Source organism: Jatrophihabitans endophyticus (genome assembly GCF_900129455.1).
GTDB classification, from domain to species: Bacteria; Actinomycetota; Actinomycetes; order Mycobacteriales; family Jatrophihabitantaceae; genus Jatrophihabitans; species Jatrophihabitans endophyticus.
This window is the reverse complement of sequence record NZ_FQVU01000009.1, coordinates 33,349-48,666: the sequence shown is the minus strand read 5'-3', so window position 1 is coordinate 48,666 and position 15,318 is coordinate 33,349. Positions and strand designations below refer to the sequence as shown.

The window sequence follows — 15,318 nt, the reverse complement described above, 5'->3', positions numbered from 1 at the left end:
TCCTGACTCACACCGACACCCGCCGGCTGTTCACCGAGACCCAGCGGCTCGCGATGATCGCCCGCGACGGCGGCTGCACCTTCCCCGGCTGCGACACCCCGCCCGCCTGGACCCAAGCCCACCACGTGATCGACCACGCGAACGGCGGGCCGACGACCATCGCCAACGGCGCCCTCGTCTGCGGCCACCACCACCGACACCACCAACGACAAGGCTGGCACTCCGTCATCAAAGACGGCCGACCCGCCTGGCTCCCCCCACCCTGGCTCGACCCTCGCCAGCACCCCCGCCGGAACGCCCGGGTCGAGCCCGAATGACCGCGCGGGAACGCTCAGCGCGCCGTGCCGACGTAGTAGGCGCGCGTCACGCCGTGCCGGACGCCGTGGCCGCGGTCGTCACGGTAGACGGTGACGGCCCACCGGGCGTGATGACGGTTCACGCCGTCACCGCCGAGCGGGCCCCACACCGCGCGGGTGCCGTGGCGCTGGTAGTAGAACGGCACCCACGTCGGGTGTTCGCGCACCGAACCAGCCGCGCCGCCGTCCCGCACCAGGTACCGCGTGCCGCCGGCGAGCTGCAGGGCCTGCGGCGACGGGTGCCGCGGCGCGGTGACGGCCGGGAAGGCGCCCGCGAGCCGGATGCGGCGCAGCGTGCGGGTGAACGGATCGGTCAGGCACAGCACCCGGTGGGCCGTCGCGGCCGGCCAGCAGGCGACCGTGTAGTCGGCCGACGAGCCGCAGAACGCGATGTCGTCGTCCACGGCTGCCGCGGCGCGGTCCGTGCACTCGATGGGCGCGCGGTGGTCGGCGACGACGCGGTAGCCGGCCGCGGCCCGCCCGGCGTGGGTGACCGGCCGGACCACGACCGCGCGGGTGGCCGTGGCCGCCGTCGCGGAGTCGTCGGTGAGCAGCGTGGTGGCGCCGAGCGTGCCGCCCACGACGGCGACCAGCAGGGCGGCAGTGCCGGCGTGGCGGCGCGTCAGACGCAGCGTGCGGGGGCGAAGAGCGGTCTGGGTCATGTCGGGTCGTCCTCCCGTCGGGGCCCGGTCGGGCCGTCACCCAGGAAGACGGCGTGGTGCCCGCTCCCGTTGCATCCCGCCCGGACACAGCTCGCGGCGGGACGGGGACCACCTCGCGTCGCGGTGTCGCCCGCGTGCCCCCATGATGTGGGATGTGCCCGCCGATCGCGCCCTCCGCATGCTCCGACGGGACCAGGCTCGCCAGAGCCTGCTCGACACGACGCACGGGCTGCTGGAGCGTCGCCCCTGGCCCGAGATCACCATCGACGACATCACCACCGGCGCCGGCATGTCGCGAACCGCGTTCTACCAGCACTTCGGCGACCGGCAGCACCTGCTGCTCACGCTGTTCGGGGCGCTTGCCGAGGACCTCGCCCACGTCGGCGACACGTGGATGCACGGCGGCGAGGACCCCGCGGCGGAACACCGCGCGAGCCTGGCCGCGCTGACGAACCTCTACCTCGAGCACGGTCGACTGCTGCAGGCGGTCTTCGACGCCGCGGTCAGCGAGCCCGACGTCGCCGCCGCCTACGAGCAGCTCGCCGCCGGGATCGTCGCCGCCACCGCCGACGGCATCCGGCGCGACGTCGCCAACGGGCACACCCAGGTCGACGACGCCGAGGAGATGTCGCGTGCGCTCAGCGCGATGATGGAGCGCTACCTGCTGCGTTCCTTCGGCCGGCGTCCGTTCGCCGACCCGGCCGCCGTCACGGCCACCCTCGCCACCGTCTGGACCCGCACCCTGTACCGCTGAGCAGCGCGCGGGACCGGTTCAGCCGAGGCGGGAGCGGCGGTGCACGGCCTGCAGCAGCCCCAGCGCGAGCCCCTGGGCGAACATCGAGGAACCGCCGTAGGACACGAAGGGCAGCGGGACGCCGGTGATGGGCGTCAGGCCGAGGTTCATGCCGATGTTCTGGAACGACTGGAACGCGATCCAGCAGACGACGCCGGCGGCGACCAGCCGGCCGCCCGCGTCGGCGTGCCGGGCGATGCGCAGGCCACGCCAGCACAGCAGCGCGACGAGCACGATGATCGCGGCGCCGCCGACGAGACCCAGCTCCTCCCCCGCCACCGAGAAGACGAAGTCGGTCTGCTGCTCGGGGACGAAGCCGCCGTTGGTCTGCGGACCGTCGAACAGGCCCGTGCCGAACAGGCCACCGTTGGCGATGGCGATCCAGGCCTGGTGGTAGTTGTACCCGACGCCCTGCACGTCCGCGTCCGGGTTCGTGAAGATCGTGAATCGCGCGAGCTGGTAGTCGGCGAGCACGCCGATCTTCACCGCGACGACGGCGGTGACGATGCCCAGGGTGAGCAGCCCGATCGTCCACCGCGCGGGGACGTTCGCGGTCACCAGCACGCCGAACGCGGCGCACGCCAGCACCATCGCCGAACCGAGATCGGGCTGCAGCATGATGAGCGCGAACGGCACCGCCAGCAGCCCGATCGCCCGCAGCACGTCCCGGGTCGTCGGCTCGAGCTCGCTGCCGTCCCAGTCGTCGGTGCGATGGGTGAACATCACCGCCATGCCGACGATCAGGCCGAGCTTGCAGAACTCCGAGGGCTGCAGCTCGAACCCACCGGGCAGCACGATCCACGCGTGCGCGCCGTTGATCGTCGATCCCGCGACGAAGACCAGCAGCAGACCGAGGATGCCGCCGACGTAGACGACCGGGCCGAAGAGTCGCAGCAGCCGCGAGTCCAGCCGTGACGCGAAGAGCATCAACCCGGCCGCGATCACGATGTTGACGAGGTGCCGGTAGAGGAACGCCTGCGGGTCCGCATGGGCGGACACCTGCTGCTCGCGGGTCGCGGCCCAGACCAGCACCGCACCGACGAGCGAGAGGGCCAACGCGATACCGGCGAGCGGGAGGTCGTAGCCGCGGGTCGCGCGCGGCGGCGGCAGCACCGGGCGGGTGAGCTCGAACGGCGCGCGCGGATCACGGGCCCGGGGTGGGCGCGGCGCGTCCGACGCGACCGGGTCGCGGTGCAGCAGGTCGGTCATCGGCCCGCCTCGACCTTCGGCAGCGTCGTGCGCGGCCGCTCGTGCGCGACGACCGGCGTGCTGCCGACGCCGAAGATGCCGTCCCAGATCCGCTTGAGCATCGGACCGGCGGCGGTGGCGCCGGTGCCGGCCTGCTCGACCATGCCGACCATGACGAAGCGGGCGCGCACGTGGCCGCCCTTGCTGTAGGTGGGCCCCCAGCTCGCCAGCCACGAGGTGTCCTGCTTGCCCTCGACCTCGGCGGTGCCGGTCTTGCCGCCGATACGTCCCTTGTAACCGGACTTCAGATAGGCGAACGCGCCCGACACCGCGTAGCCCCGACCGAAGTTCAGCGACCGCGCGATGTAGTCGAGCGTCTGCTGCGACACCGGCACGGTGCGCCGGACCTTCGCGTCGATCGACTTCACGACCTTGCCGTGACCGTCGACGACCGCCTTGCCCAGCGTCGGCTCGAACAGCCGACCGCCGTTGACGAGCGCGGAGTAGGCGGCGGCGAGCTGCAGCGGCGACATCGTGGTCTCGCCCTGCCCGATCGACATGTCGGCGTTGTCGCCGGCGCGGTACCGCCACCCGTCGGTGCAGTTCTCCTTCGCCAGCAGCGTCAGGTAGGCGCGCTGCTTGGCGTCCTTGACCTCGGGGTACCCGCGCCGGCCGTTCGCGCAGTACGTGGCGCGGTTGGCCTTCCACCGGGCGAGGCGCGACTCGCGGTCGGCGTACCCGCCCGAGCTCTGCTCACCGGCGGGCAGGTCCACGCCGGGCGACGTCCCGACGCCGTACGCCCGCGCCATGGCCTGCAGCCACTCCCGCGGCTTCTCGTCCTTGGCGACGCGCTTCTGGTCGGCGTAGTACTCGCCGGCGGTCGGGCGGTAGAAGAACGTGTCGCACGAGTAGCCGAGCGCGTCGCGCAGGTCGATCGGGCCGAGGGACTCGCTCTCGAAGTTGGTCTTCACCCGGCCGTCGATCGTCAGCGACCCCGGGCAGCCGTAGCGGTCGGTGAGGTTGATCTGGCCGTGCTCGACCAGCGAGGACGAGGTGATGAGCTTGAACGTCGAGCCCGGGGCGTACTGCCCGGCGATGGCCCGGTTGAGCAGCGGGGTGTTGGCCGCGGTCGAGGTCAGCTTCGCGTACTCGCGGTTCGACACGCCGCCGACGAACACGGTGGGGTCGTAGGTCGGGTAGCTCGCCGACGCGACGATGCGTCCGGTCTGCGGGTCCATGATCACGACCGCGCCGGACGGGGCGGCCTTGCCCGCCTTGCGGGAGTCCTTGATCTGCTGGGCGAGCGACTTCTCCGCGAGCGCCTGCAGCCGGCCGTCGATGCTGGTGACGAGGGTGTCGCCCTGCTGCGCGCGCGTCGTGGCGCCCGTCCCCACCGCAAGCCCCTGCGGGCTCAGGCGCACGACCTGTTCGCCGTCGATGCCGCGTAGCGCCGCGTCGTACTGCTCCTCGAGCCCGCTGACGCCGATCGTGTCGACGTCGTCGAGCGCGGAGTTTCGCGACTTGTCGGCCGCGGTGATCTGACTGGTGTAGCCGAGCAGGTGAGCCGCCAGCGAGGCGTTCGGGTACGACGGGACGCTGACCGTCTGCACGGCGACGCCCGGATAGTCCTCCCGGTGCTCGCTGATCGCCAGCACGACCCGCTGCGGCGCGCGCTGCGACACCGTGACCGGGGCGAACGGCTTGCCCGTGGAGCACGGCGCGGGCACCTTCGGCGAGCACGGCGTGATCTGCTTGGCGAGCAGGGCGGCCGAGGTGTCGAGCAGCGACGCGAGCCGGGCGAGCACCGCGCGGCCCTTGTCGGCCCGACGCTGCAGGACGTCGCGGGTGACGGTCACCTGCTGCACCGAGGTGTTGGCGACCAGCGGCGTCCCATTGGCGTCGACGATCAACCCGCGTGGGGCCGGGATCACGATCTTGGCGTCGTGGGTCAGGTGCGCGCTCTGCTGCGGCTTGTCCGGGTCGAGCAGCTGCACGTAGTACAGCCGCGCGAACAGCGTCAGCATCATCGACGCCACGAGGGCGATCACGATGGTGAGCCGGCGCCGGCTCGGCGGCGTGTGCCGTGACGCCGGCCGGTCGAGATCAACGACCACGGGACGGCCCCAGGACGAGCTCGGTGTAGACCGGCTGCGGCGCGCGCAGGTACTCGGTGTGCAGCATCGCCCGCACGAACGGCACGATGCCGAGGCCGAGGACGGTCCCCACGAATGCGGTCGGCAGCAGCCACACCACGGCGTCGCGGGCCGACCCGCCGCCGTCGACGGCGACGAGCAGCAGCGTCGCCGCGCTGCCGGCGAGCGCGGCGGCGGCCCCGGCGGTCGCGGCGTCACGGGGTCGGCTGCGACGCTCGCCGAGCGCTCCGCACACCAGCCCGAGACCGAGCCAGCACAGCGCGAGCAGCCCGGCGGGGTGCCGCGACGCGAGGTCGGTGGCGAGCCCCGTCGCGAACCCGAAGGACATGCCGACGGCCGGCCCGTCGACGAGCGCGACGGCGGCGACGACGAGCGCGGGCAGGCTGACCGCGAGGGGGGCGAACGCCGGCCCGATCAGCGTCGCCTGCAGCAGTACGGCGGTGACGATGCCGGCGATCGCCGCCGCCACCCGCGCGCGGGTCACCGGCTGTGCCCCGTCGGCGAGCCGCTCGTCCCCGGCGTGACGGCGGGCCGCGAGGCGGTCGACGTCGTCGTCGCGGTGATGACGCCGAGCAGGTCGACCGACGTGGCCGACGATGTCGGCGCGACGGTCGCGGTCTGCGTGCCGTCGGCCCCGTGCCGGACGGCGGTGATGCGCCCCACCGACAGCCCGGCGACGAAGCTGCTCGCGCGGACCGGGCCCGTCACCAGGGCGTCGCCCACCCGCAGCGACGCGTCGGGGTTGAGCGGGGCGAAGGTGAAGCCGCCGCGGCCGGCCCCGGTGGCGACGCCGAGCTCGCCCGAGCGCGCGTCCCGCGCGCCCACGCCGGAGCCCGGATCGGCGGCCAGCAGGACCACTGCGCTGTGCGCGTCGGCGTGCAGGACGCGGCCGACGAGGGCCGCCCCCTCGGTCACGGTCTGACCGGCGCGCACGCCGTCGTCACTGCCCGCGTCGACGGTGACGGTCCAGTCGAAGCCCTGGCCCGGGCCGAAGGCGATGACACGGCCGGGCACGATCCGGTGCCGACCGCTCGCCGCGGCACGCTGCAGCGTCGCGAGCTGGCGCGCCGTGCGGGTGTCGGACCCGAGCGCGTCGAGCCGCGCGCGCAGCGCCTCGTTCTCGGCGCGCAGCCGGCGGATCTCGGACTCGTGACTGCCGGCCGACGGGACGCCCTGCACCCACCGCCGCACCGGCCCGACCACGGTGTCGGTGCCGCGGTAGAGCGAGCCGAACGCGCCACGGACCCCGGAGTGCGCGTCCCGCAGGCTGCCGCCCCCGAGGTCGAGGGTGAGGAAGCAGAGGGCCACCGCGACCAGGGCGATGGCGGCTCGGCGCTGTCGTCGCGTCAGGGTGCGCACGGCAACCGGCGATCAGCGTCGGTGGCCGTCGACGACGACCTTCTGCAGCGCCTCGAAGTGCTCCACGACGGTCGCGCTGCCGAGGACGACGGAGTCGAGCGGTCGGTCGGCGACGAGCACCGGGACGCCGAGCTCGTGCTGCAGCCGGGCGTCGATGCCGCGCAGCAGCGCGCCGCCCCCGGTGAGGACGATGCCGCGGGTGACGAGATCGCCGGCGAGCTCGGGCGGGCAGCGGTCGAGCGTGGCGCGTACCGCCGCGACGATGCGGGCCAGCGGGCCGTCCATGGCCTTGCGCAGGGCGTCGCCGGAGATCGTGACGTTGCGCGGCAGCCCCGTGCCGACGTCGCGGCCGCGGATCTCGGCGCTCTTCGGCCCCGAGGTCGGGAAGGCCGAGCCGACCGAGATCTTGAGCTCCTCGGCCGTCCGCTCGCCGACGAGCAGCGAGAACTCGGCCCGGACGTGGTCGACGATGGCGAGGTCGAGCGCGTCGCCGGCCACCCGGACGCTCGTCGCGGCGACGATGCCGCCGAGGGCGAGGATCGCGACCTCGGTGGTCCCGCCGCCGATGTCGACGACCATCGACCCCGAGGGCTGGTTGACCGGCAGCCCGGCGCCGATCGCGGCCGCCATCGGCTCGGAGATGATGTGGACCTTGCGCGCACCCGCCGCGTACGCCGCCTCGCTGACCGCGCGCTGCTCGACGCCGGTGATGCCGGACGGGACGCAGACGACGATGCGCGGCCCGGTGAACGCGCCGCGGCGGCGCAGCACCTTGCGCACGAAGTAGCGCAGCATCTCCGACGTCACGTCGTAGTCGGCGATGACACCGTCCTGCAGCGGCCGGACGACGCGGATGTGGTCGGGAGTGCGCCCGATCATGCGCTTGGCCTCGGCGCCTACGGCGACGACGTCGTTGGACGAGGTGTCGACCGCCACCACCGACGGCTCGTTGAGCATGATGCCGCGGCCGCGGGCGTAGACGAGGGTGTTGGCGGTCCCGAGATCGATCGCGAGATCGCCGCCGAGCAGGTCCCCGCCGCGCTGCGTGACGCGCGAGACGACGGCGCGCTTGGCCAGCGGGGTGTTGGTCACCCCCGGATCGTAGGGTCGGCGAGACGCCGGACCCCGCTGCGACGCGCGGGACTGGTGTTACTCGTGTGACTTGCCTTAAGTCGCGTCTCAGCCGCCGGCCGCGACGCGACGACGCGGTCTCAGGAGGCCGGGAACCACAGCCCGATCTCGCGCGCGGCGGACTCGGCCGAGTCCGAGCCGTGGACGATGTTCTGCTGCACGGCGAGACCCCAGTCGCGACCCAGGTCGCCGCGGATCGTCCCCGGCGCCGCGGCGGTCGGGTCCGTGGCGCCGGCCAGCGACCGGAACCCCTCGATGACGCGCTCGCCCTCGGCGACCAGGGCGACGACCGGGCCGGAGAGCATGAAGTCGACCAACGGCTGGTAGAACGGCTTGCCCTCGTGCTCGGCGTAGTGCTGCGCGAGCAGCTCGGGCGTCGCCGTGGTCAGCTGCAGCGCGACGACGCGGTACCCCTTGGTCTCGATGCGCCGGATCACCTCGCCCGACAGCCCACGGGCGACGCCGTCGGGTTTGACGAGCACGAGGGTGCGTTCGACGGCGGTGTCCTGGGCGGGCGCGTTCACGGCCCGAACCCTACCGGCGCTCACTCGACGAGCATGCGCAGGCCGCCGGCGGTGCCGACGACCTCGTGACGCAGCATGAGGATCCGCAGCCAGATCGCGGCGAAGATCGCGCCGACGAGGAAGAGCGAGCCGAGGAAGAAGCCGGTCGCGACGAAGGCGAGCTGCAGGACCGACCCGAAGCCGACACCCCAGGACCGGCGTGTGCTCGCCGCGCCGACCACGAGCAGGGCGGCGAGGACGAACAGCACGACGGTGCGAGTCGTGCCGAGGCCGGAGGTGAACTTGATCGCCCGCGGCACGAGCAGGATCACCAGCGCCTCGAGCGCGAGGACCGCGGCGAGCGCGCCCCGGGTGGCCTTGTTCGCCCGGCGCGCCCGCGCGGCGTACTGCTCGGGGGTCGGGGCGGCCGGGGCGTCCTCGGGGATGTCCTCCATCGTGCTCACCGCTGCCGGCCGAGCAGGATGCGCGCCTCGCCGACGGTCACGACCGAGCCGGTGACGAGGACGCCCGCCCCCGAGATGACCGGGTCGTCGCTGCGCTCGGCGAGCCGCACCGCCGACTCGATCGCGTCGTCCAGGCGGGGTTCGACGGTGACGCGGTCACGGCCGAAGACGTCCTCGGCGAGCGCGGCGAGGTCGTCCACGTCCATGCGCCGGGTGCCGGACACCTCGGTCACCACGATCTCGTCCACCGCGGGTTCCAGCAGCTCGAGCATGCCGGTGACGTCCTTGTCGGCCATGACGGCGACGACCGCGACGAGCCGGCGGAACGAGAACGCCTCGGCCACGGCGGCGAGCGTCGCCTGCAGCCCGGACGGGTTGTGCGCGGCGTCGAGCAGGACGGTCGGGGCGGAGCGGATCGGCTCGAGGCGGCCGGGGGAACGCACGGCGGCGAACGCCTCGCGCACGACGTCGAGGTCGACCGGCCCGCTCGAGCGGCTGGCACCGAGGAAGGCCTCGACCGCGGCGAGCGCGACGACGGCGTTCTGGGCCTGGTGGGCACCGTGCAGCGGGAGGAAGATCTCGTCGTAGACGCCGCCGAGCCCCTGCAGCGCGAGGAACTGCCCGCCCACGGCGACGCGCCGCTCGACGACGCCGAACTCCATCCCCTCGCGGGCCACGGTGGCGTCGACCTCGACCGTCCGGCGCAGCAGCTCGCGCTGCGCCTCGGCCGGCTGCAGCGCGAGCACGGCGGTGGCGTCGGGCTTGATGATCCCCGCCTTCTCGCGCGCGATCTGCTCGACGGAGTCGCCGAGGTACTCGGTGTGGTCGAGGCCGATCGGCGTGACGACGGCGACCTGGCCGTCCAGCACGTTGGTGTTGTCCCAGGCGCCGCCGAGTCCCACCTCGACGACCGCGACGTCGACCGGCACGTCGGCGAAGATCGCGAAGCCGAGCGCGGTGACGATCTCGAAGAACGACAGCGGGACGTCGAAGCGCTCGTCGATCAGGCCGACGTAGGGCTCGAGCTCGCGGTAGGCCTCGACGAAGCGCTGCTCGCTGACCGGCTCACCGTCGACCACGATGCGCTCGGTGACGCTGGTGAGGTGCGGACTGGTGTAGCGACCGGTGCGGATGCCGAAGCCGCGCAGCAGCTCGTCGACCATGCGGGCCGTGCTCGTCTTGCCGTTCGTGCCGGTCAGGTGCACCGACCGGTAGGCCCGCTGCGGGTCGCCCAGGAGGTCGACGAGCGCCTGCATCCGCTCGTTGGTCGGGTGGACGTGACCCTCGCCGCGGCGGCCGAAGATGGCGGCCTCGATGGAACGCAGCTCGGCGGAGTAGTCGGTGGCCACGGCCGTCGATCCTACGGACGCTCCCGCAGCCACAGCAGCACGGCCACCGGGACGGCCAGCGGCAGGAGGAGGTACCCCGCCCCGAAGCACGACCACACGGTGGCGTCCGGGAAGGCGCTCGGCCGCAGCACGCTGGCCGAGCCGACCACCAGGACGCCGGCGAGCTCGACGGCGGCGAACCGGCGCGCCACGCGGCGACCCTGCCCCGCCGCCGCGCGGCGCACGAGCACGAAGCCGATCGCGTACACGGCGGCGGCGAGCGCCGACAGCGCGTAGGCCAGCGGCGCCCGGCCCGGGTGGGTCGCGAGCTGGACGGCGCTGCGCGCCCCGGCCGCGACGACGAACACGCCGTACCCGAGCAGCAGCACCCGCTCGGGGCCGATCGTGCGTGTCGGGGTGGCCACGGTGCTCACGCGTGGCGCCAGACCGTCTGCAGCCGTACCACCACGACGGCCTGGACGACCAGGGCCGCGACGACGACGCCGCCGGCCCACCGCCCGACCGTCCCGCGCACCTGGCTCACCGCCACGGGCAGGACGAGCACGGAGAACACGAGGTACGCCACGAAGGTCGCCGGCTCCGACAGCCGGTGCCCACGGCGGAGTCCGACGATCGAGCCGATCAGCTGGAGCACCAGGGCGGTCTCGACCACGAGCAGCGCACCCGCGAACCGCTCCGCGCGGAAGCGCCCCGTCACCGTCGCGGCGAGGGCGCCGAGCGCGACGAGCAGGCAGGTGAGGGTGATCGCCAGCGCCAGGCTGTCGATCACGTCCGCGGCTGCGCTTCGCCCGAGGCCTCGGCCGGGTGCAGGACGCCGTGCCGGTCGGCGACGAGCCCCTCGTCGGGCACGGTGCCGCCGTGCGTGTCCCCGGGGTCGAGCTCGGCGACGTCCAGCTCGCCCTCACGGCCCAGCACGTCCGGATCGAGCTGCGCGTCCGCGAGCTTCGCCCGCCCCGCCTTGCGGCGCCGCTTCTTGACGCCGCGTCGGTAGAGCCAGGTCGAGACCCCGGTGACCATGAGGGCGAGGGGGGTCAGGCCCAGCACCGCCCAGAGGATGCGCCACCACCCGTTGACGTTCCAGCCGAAGTGGGTCGGTTCGAGGAACTTCTCGTAGAACCGATTGCCCGCGGGCTCGCCGTGGCCGGCCTCGATCACCTGGAGGTTGTTCGCGTCGTGACCGTCGATGAGGACGTAGGCGTCGCCGTTGTAGACGAGGCGACCTGCGGACCCGGCATAACCGGTCCTGACGTCGATCTCGTAGTACGGCACGTCCTCGGTGGGGGTGTAGACGATCGTCACCTGCCCCGGGACCTTGCGCAGCGCGATGCTCGTCGCCTGGTCGTAGGTCACCGCGGGGGTCCCCGGGGCGACCTTGGTCGGCCTGATGCTGAAGTCCGGCGTGTCGGTGTCACCCCCGGTCGCGGCGATCCAGCCCTTCTCGATCCCCGGGAACGCGAACGCCGCCCCCGTGATGCCCCACATGAGGACGAAGGGCAGGCCGATCGCACCGATCACGTTGTGCAGGTCGTAGTCGCGCGCGAAGCGTCCCCTGCCCCGGCGGACGGTGAAGCGCGACCCGAGCCGCTGGCGACCCGGCCACCAGATCTTGAGGCTGGTGAGGACGAGCAGGATCGTCAGGCAGCCCAGCACCCCGAGCACGACGTTCGCCCAGGTGATGTCGGTGAGGAAGCTCGGTCCGTTGGTCCACACCGGATGAGCGAGCCACGCGGAGTACCAGGGCAGCCCCTCGCACGCGAACGCGCAGTCGTGCAGGTTGACCAGCCAGCCCATGACCCCCTGGTCGAGGTTCGTGTGGCCGTTGATGTGCCCGCTGCCCGGATCGACGAAGTAGAGCTCGGTGTAGGTGTTGTCGCCGACGACGTAGACGCCGTCCTGGTTGCCCACCCACGACGCGGGGAAGGTCGTCTCGCGCTGCACGAGCTGCAGCGCCTGGTGCTGGTCCACGGGGGTGCCGCTCGCGCTGTGGTGGTAGAGCTCGCCGTTGGTCACCCGGAAGATCTCGCGGTGGTAGAGCAGGACCGCGCCCGAGGTGCACTCGATCACCAGGAACAGGCCGAGGACGAGCGCCGGCCAGCGGTGCAGGAGCACGAGCGCCCGGTTGACCGGGCGGCGGCGCCACCACCGTCGCAGCCCCGCCCGTGCGGAGTGCGGGCGGGGCTGCGCGGCCGGGGGACGCTCCGTGCTGTCGATCGACACGAGCGCTTAGGTTAGCCTTACCTTCGCGTGCTGGCTAGGGCAGGGTGGGTTCCGGTCCGACCGGGGGTGCGCTCGGCCGGAGCCGCTCCCGGACCTCGGCCGGCACCAGCGCGGCGGGCAGGACGAGCAGGTAACTGCCGGGGACGATCCGGATCCCCGCGCCGCCCAGCAGGTAACGCAGCCGCCGCACCTGTGCGTACTCGTGGAGCGACGTGCCGACCGAGGTCGTCACGGTGAACGCCGTCTCGTCGTAGTCGACGGCGATCGTCGTGCCGGGTGCGAAACCGTGGGCCTGCAGGGTCGTGGCCAGCCGCCCCATCCGCACGAACGGCGCGCCCAGCATCGTCACGATCACCACCGCGGCCATGCCCGCGAGCGGCCACAGCACCGTGCCCGCGCACAGCAGGCCGCCGAGTGCGAGCGTCGCGAGCGGCACGAGGAACGACGCGCTGGTCATGCGGTAGCGCACGGCGACCCGCGCCATTTGCCGGGCGGTCTCGCGCGTCACCGCGAACTCGCGGTGCACTCGCCCCGCCGGCGGCGTCATGCCGTGGGCAGGACCGCGAGGGCGGCGTCGATGCGCGCGAGCTCGGCCTCGGCGGCGGCGAGCCGGTCGCGCACCTTGGCGACGGCGGCCGGTGCCGCCTTGGCGACGAACGCGTCGTTCGCGAGCTTCTTCGAGTTGGCCGCGAACTCCTGCTCGGCGGTGCCGCGCTCCTTCGTCAGCCGGGCCCGCTCGGCCGTGACGTCGATGGCGCCGGAGAGGTCCAGCTGCACGATCACGCCGAAGCCGGCCTCGAGCGTGGCGGTCGCGGTGAAGTCCGCACCCGGGTCGTCGAGGCGGGCGAGCGCACGGATCGACGCCTCCGCCGATTCCGCGACGTGTCGCAGGCGGCTCGGGACGCGGAGCGAGGGCTTGATCCCCTGGTCGGAACGGAACCGGCGCACGTAGGTCACCACGGTCTGCACGACCCGCACCTCGTCCGCGGCATCGTCGAGAGCGGGCCAGCCGCCGGCCACCGGCCAGTCGGCGACCACGAGCGACTCGCCCGCCGTGAGCGTCGTCCACAGCGCCTCGGTGATGAACGGGGTCATCGGGTGCAGCAGCCGCAGCACCGCGTCGAGCACCTCGCCCAGCACCCGCCGGGTCGTGGCCGGCGCCGGCCCGGCCAGCGACAGCTTGGCCAGCTCGATGTACCAGTCGCAGACCTCGTCCCACGCGAAGTGGTAGAGGGTGTCGGCGATCTTGGCTAACTCGAAACGCTCGTAGAGGGCGTCGACCTCGGCGAGCACCGCGTCGAGCCGGCCGAGCACCCACCGATCGGCGCTGGTCAGCGTGTCGTCGCGCGGCACGTCGCCCTCGACCGTCGCGCCCGACATCAACGCGAAGCGTGTCGCGTTCCAGAGCTTGGTGCCGAAGTTGCGTGCCCCGACCACCCACTCCTCGTTGATGGCCTGGTCGGCGCCGGGGTTCGCACCCTGCAGCAGCGAGAGCCGCACCGCGTCCGCGCCGTACTCGTCGATCCACACCAGCGGGTCGACGACGTTGCCCCGCGACTTGGACATCTTCTTGCCGCTGGCGTCACGGACGAGCCCGTGCAGCAGGACGGTCCGGAACGGCACCTCGCCGTCCATCGCGTAGAGGCCGAACAGCATCATCCGCACGACCCAGAAGAAGAGGATGTCGTAGCCGGTGACGAGGACGGTCGTCGGGTAGTAGGCGCGCAGGTCCTCGGTGTCGTCGGGCCAGCCGAGCGTCGAGAACGGCCACAGCGCCGAGGAGAACCAGGTGTCGAGCACGTCGTCGTCCTGCGTCCAGCCGGCGGGCGGCTCCTCCCCCGGGCCGACGCAGACGTCGTCGCCGTCGGGCGAGTACCAGACCGGGATGCGGTGACCCCACCACAGCTGCCGGCTGATGCACCAGTCCCGCAGCCCGTCGACCCACTGGAAGTAGCGGCTGCGCATCGAGGCGGGCTCGATCTGCACGCGGCCGTCGCGCACGGCGTCCGCCGCGGCCCGGGCCAGGGTCTCGACCCGCACCCACCACTGCAGCGACAGCCGCGGCTCGACCACGGTGTCGCAGCGCGAGCAGTGCCCGACGGCGTGCTCGTAGGGTCGCTTCTCGGCGACGATGCGCCCCTCCTCGCGCAGGGCGGCGACGATCGCGTACCGCGCCTCCATGCGGTCGAGGCCGGCGAACGGGCCGGGGGCGGTGATCACGGCCCGCTCGTCCATGATCGTCGGCATCGGCAGCTCGTGGCGGCGGCCGATCTCGAAGTCGTTGGGGTCGTGGGCCGGCGTCACCTTGACCGCGCCGGTGCCGAAGGACGGGTCGACGTGCGGGTCGGCGACGATCGGGATGCGCCGGTTCGTCAACGGCAGCGCGACCTCGGTGCCGACGAGGTGGCGGTACCGCTCGTCGTCGGGGTGCACGGCCACCGCGGTGTCACCGAGCATGGTCTCGGCGCGGGTCGTCGCCACCACGATCGCGTCGTCGCCGTCGCCGTAGCGGATGCTGACGAGCTCCCCCGGCTCGTCGGCGTGGTCGACCTCGGCGTCGCTCAGCGCCGTCATGTCGCGCGGACACCAGTTGATGATGCGCTCGGCGCGGTAGATGAGGTCGTCGTCGTAGAGCCGCTTGAAGATCGTCTGGACCGCGGCCGAGAGCCCGTCGTCCATCGTGAAGCGCTCCCGGCTCCAGTCCACGCCGTCGCCGAGGCGGCGCATCTGGCCGAGGATCTGGCCGCCGTAGCGGTTCTTCCACTCCCACGCCTTGTCGAGGAACTCCTCGCGCGTGTAGTCCGAGCGGCTCCGGCCCTCGGTCTCGGCCAGGTGCCGCTCGACCAGGTTGTTCACCGCGATGGACGCGTGGTCCATGCCCGGCAGCCAGAGCGTGTCGTGACCGCGCATGCGGGCGCGCCGGGAGAGCGCGTCCATCATCGACTGCTCGAGCGCGTGGCCGATGTGCAGGTTGCCGGTGACGTTCGGCGGCGGGATGACGAGCGACCACCGCGGCTTGTCGCTCGACGGGTCGGCGGTGAAGTAGCCGCGCTCGACCCACCGCTCGTAGAGCGGCCCCTCCACCTCCGCCGGGCGGAACTGGCTCGGCAGGCTCGGGGTCGGCGTGGGTTCGTCGGTCACGG

The 15,318-nt window shown here is 73.1% G+C and carries 16 protein-coding genes; 2 read left to right on the top strand and 14 right to left on the bottom strand.

All coding sequences use genetic code 11. The features are described from left to right. Nucleotides 1-317, top strand: a 317-nt coding sequence (locus BUE29_RS22680) for an HNH endonuclease signature motif containing protein (protein ID WP_200800365.1), incomplete at its 5' end; no start/stop codon positions are given. 14 nt (nucleotides 318-331) lie between these two features. On the opposite strand, the gene BUE29_RS21205 is transcribed toward BUE29_RS22680, so the two are convergent. Then, nucleotides 332-1,018, bottom strand: a complete 687-nt coding sequence (locus tag BUE29_RS21205) for a hypothetical protein (protein ID WP_073392517.1) — start codon at nucleotides 1,016-1,018, stop codon at nucleotides 332-334. A 154-nt stretch (nucleotides 1,019-1,172) separates the two neighbouring features. Between BUE29_RS21205 and BUE29_RS21200 the strand changes: the two genes are divergently transcribed. After that, complete coding sequence (locus BUE29_RS21200; protein ID WP_073392516.1) at nucleotides 1,173-1,772, top strand: TetR/AcrR family transcriptional regulator; 600 nt, start codon at nucleotides 1,173-1,175, stop codon at nucleotides 1,770-1,772. An 18-nt stretch (nucleotides 1,773-1,790) separates the two neighbouring features. On the opposite strand, the gene BUE29_RS21195 is transcribed toward BUE29_RS21200, so the two are convergent. The 13 genes from BUE29_RS21195 to BUE29_RS21135 form a co-directional block, all read right to left on the bottom strand. Then, nucleotides 1,791-3,020, bottom strand: a complete 1,230-nt coding sequence (locus BUE29_RS21195; protein WP_073392515.1) for an FtsW/RodA/SpoVE family cell cycle protein — start codon at nucleotides 3,018-3,020, stop codon at nucleotides 1,791-1,793. Beyond that, complete coding sequence (locus BUE29_RS21190) at nucleotides 3,017-5,113, bottom strand: penicillin-binding transpeptidase domain-containing protein (protein WP_084181626.1); 2,097 nt, start codon at nucleotides 5,111-5,113, stop codon at nucleotides 3,017-3,019. Before BUE29_RS21190 ends, BUE29_RS21195 begins: the two co-directional genes overlap by 4 nt. Continuing rightward, nucleotides 5,103-5,636: a hypothetical protein gene (locus BUE29_RS21185; RefSeq protein WP_073392514.1), complete on the bottom strand. Its 534-nt coding sequence runs from the start codon at nucleotides 5,634-5,636 to the stop codon at nucleotides 5,103-5,105. The genes BUE29_RS21190 and BUE29_RS21185 overlap by 11 nt, the downstream gene beginning before the upstream one ends. Beyond that, on the bottom strand, nucleotides 5,633-6,511 hold the full coding sequence (gene mreC / locus BUE29_RS21180; RefSeq protein WP_073392513.1) for a rod shape-determining protein MreC: 879 nt from the start codon (nucleotides 6,509-6,511) through the stop codon (nucleotides 5,633-5,635). The genes BUE29_RS21185 and mreC overlap by 4 nt, the downstream gene beginning before the upstream one ends. Nucleotides 6,512-6,523: 12 nt before the next feature. After that, complete coding sequence (gene mreB, locus BUE29_RS21175) at nucleotides 6,524-7,540, bottom strand: rod shape-determining protein (protein WP_073392526.1); 1,017 nt, start codon at nucleotides 7,538-7,540, stop codon at nucleotides 6,524-6,526. Nucleotides 7,541-7,722: 182 nt separating this feature from the next. After that, nucleotides 7,723-8,166: a nucleoside-diphosphate kinase gene (ndk, locus tag BUE29_RS21170; protein ID WP_073392512.1), complete on the bottom strand. Its 444-nt coding sequence runs from the start codon at nucleotides 8,164-8,166 to the stop codon at nucleotides 7,723-7,725. Between the two features lie 20 nt (nucleotides 8,167-8,186). Next, nucleotides 8,187-8,600, bottom strand: a complete 414-nt coding sequence (locus BUE29_RS21165; RefSeq protein ID WP_143168314.1) for a DUF4233 domain-containing protein — start codon at nucleotides 8,598-8,600, stop codon at nucleotides 8,187-8,189. 5 nt (nucleotides 8,601-8,605) lie between these two features. Continuing rightward, a complete protein-coding gene (locus BUE29_RS21160) occupies nucleotides 8,606-9,991 on the bottom strand; it encodes a bifunctional folylpolyglutamate synthase/dihydrofolate synthase (protein WP_407657352.1) in 1,386 nt (461 codons plus the stop codon). Continuing rightward, nucleotides 9,970-10,371 (bottom strand): hypothetical protein, encoded by a 402-nt coding sequence (locus tag BUE29_RS21155; protein WP_073392510.1) that lies wholly within the window; start codon nucleotides 10,369-10,371, stop codon nucleotides 9,970-9,972. Before BUE29_RS21155 ends, BUE29_RS21160 begins: the two co-directional genes overlap by 22 nt. After that, nucleotides 10,368-10,727 (bottom strand): hypothetical protein, encoded by a 360-nt coding sequence (locus BUE29_RS21150; RefSeq protein WP_073392509.1) that lies wholly within the window; start codon nucleotides 10,725-10,727, stop codon nucleotides 10,368-10,370. The genes BUE29_RS21155 and BUE29_RS21150 overlap by 4 nt, the downstream gene beginning before the upstream one ends. After that, nucleotides 10,724-12,175, bottom strand: coding sequence for a PepSY-associated TM helix domain-containing protein (locus BUE29_RS21145; RefSeq protein ID WP_073392508.1), 1,452 nt, complete (start codon nucleotides 12,173-12,175; stop codon nucleotides 10,724-10,726). Before BUE29_RS21145 ends, BUE29_RS21150 begins: the two co-directional genes overlap by 4 nt. A 34-nt stretch (nucleotides 12,176-12,209) precedes the next feature. Beyond that, nucleotides 12,210-12,722 (bottom strand): hypothetical protein, encoded by a 513-nt coding sequence (locus BUE29_RS21140; protein ID WP_143168313.1) that lies wholly within the window; start codon nucleotides 12,720-12,722, stop codon nucleotides 12,210-12,212. Then, nucleotides 12,719-15,316, bottom strand: a complete 2,598-nt coding sequence (locus BUE29_RS21135) for a valine--tRNA ligase (protein WP_073392506.1) — start codon at nucleotides 15,314-15,316, stop codon at nucleotides 12,719-12,721. The genes BUE29_RS21140 and BUE29_RS21135 overlap by 4 nt, the downstream gene beginning before the upstream one ends. Between the last annotated feature and the right edge of the window lie 2 nt (nucleotides 15,317-15,318).

What these genes read in the sequence shown, in the direction of transcription:
- BUE29_RS21205 (WP_073392517.1), bottom strand. Translation starts at nt 1,018, where the DNA reads ATGACCCAGACCGCTCTTCGCCCCCGCACGCTGCGTCTGACGCGCCGC.
- BUE29_RS21195 (WP_073392515.1), bottom strand. Translation starts at nt 3,020, where the DNA reads ATGACCGACCTGCTGCACCGCGACCCGGTCGCGTCGGACGCGCCGCGC.
- BUE29_RS21165 (WP_143168314.1), bottom strand. Translation starts at nt 8,600, where the DNA reads ATGGAGGACATCCCCGAGGACGCCCCGGCCGCCCCGACCCCCGAGCAG.
- BUE29_RS21140 (WP_143168313.1), bottom strand. Translation starts at nt 12,722, where the DNA reads ATGACGCCGCCGGCGGGGCGAGTGCACCGCGAGTTCGCGGTGACGCGC.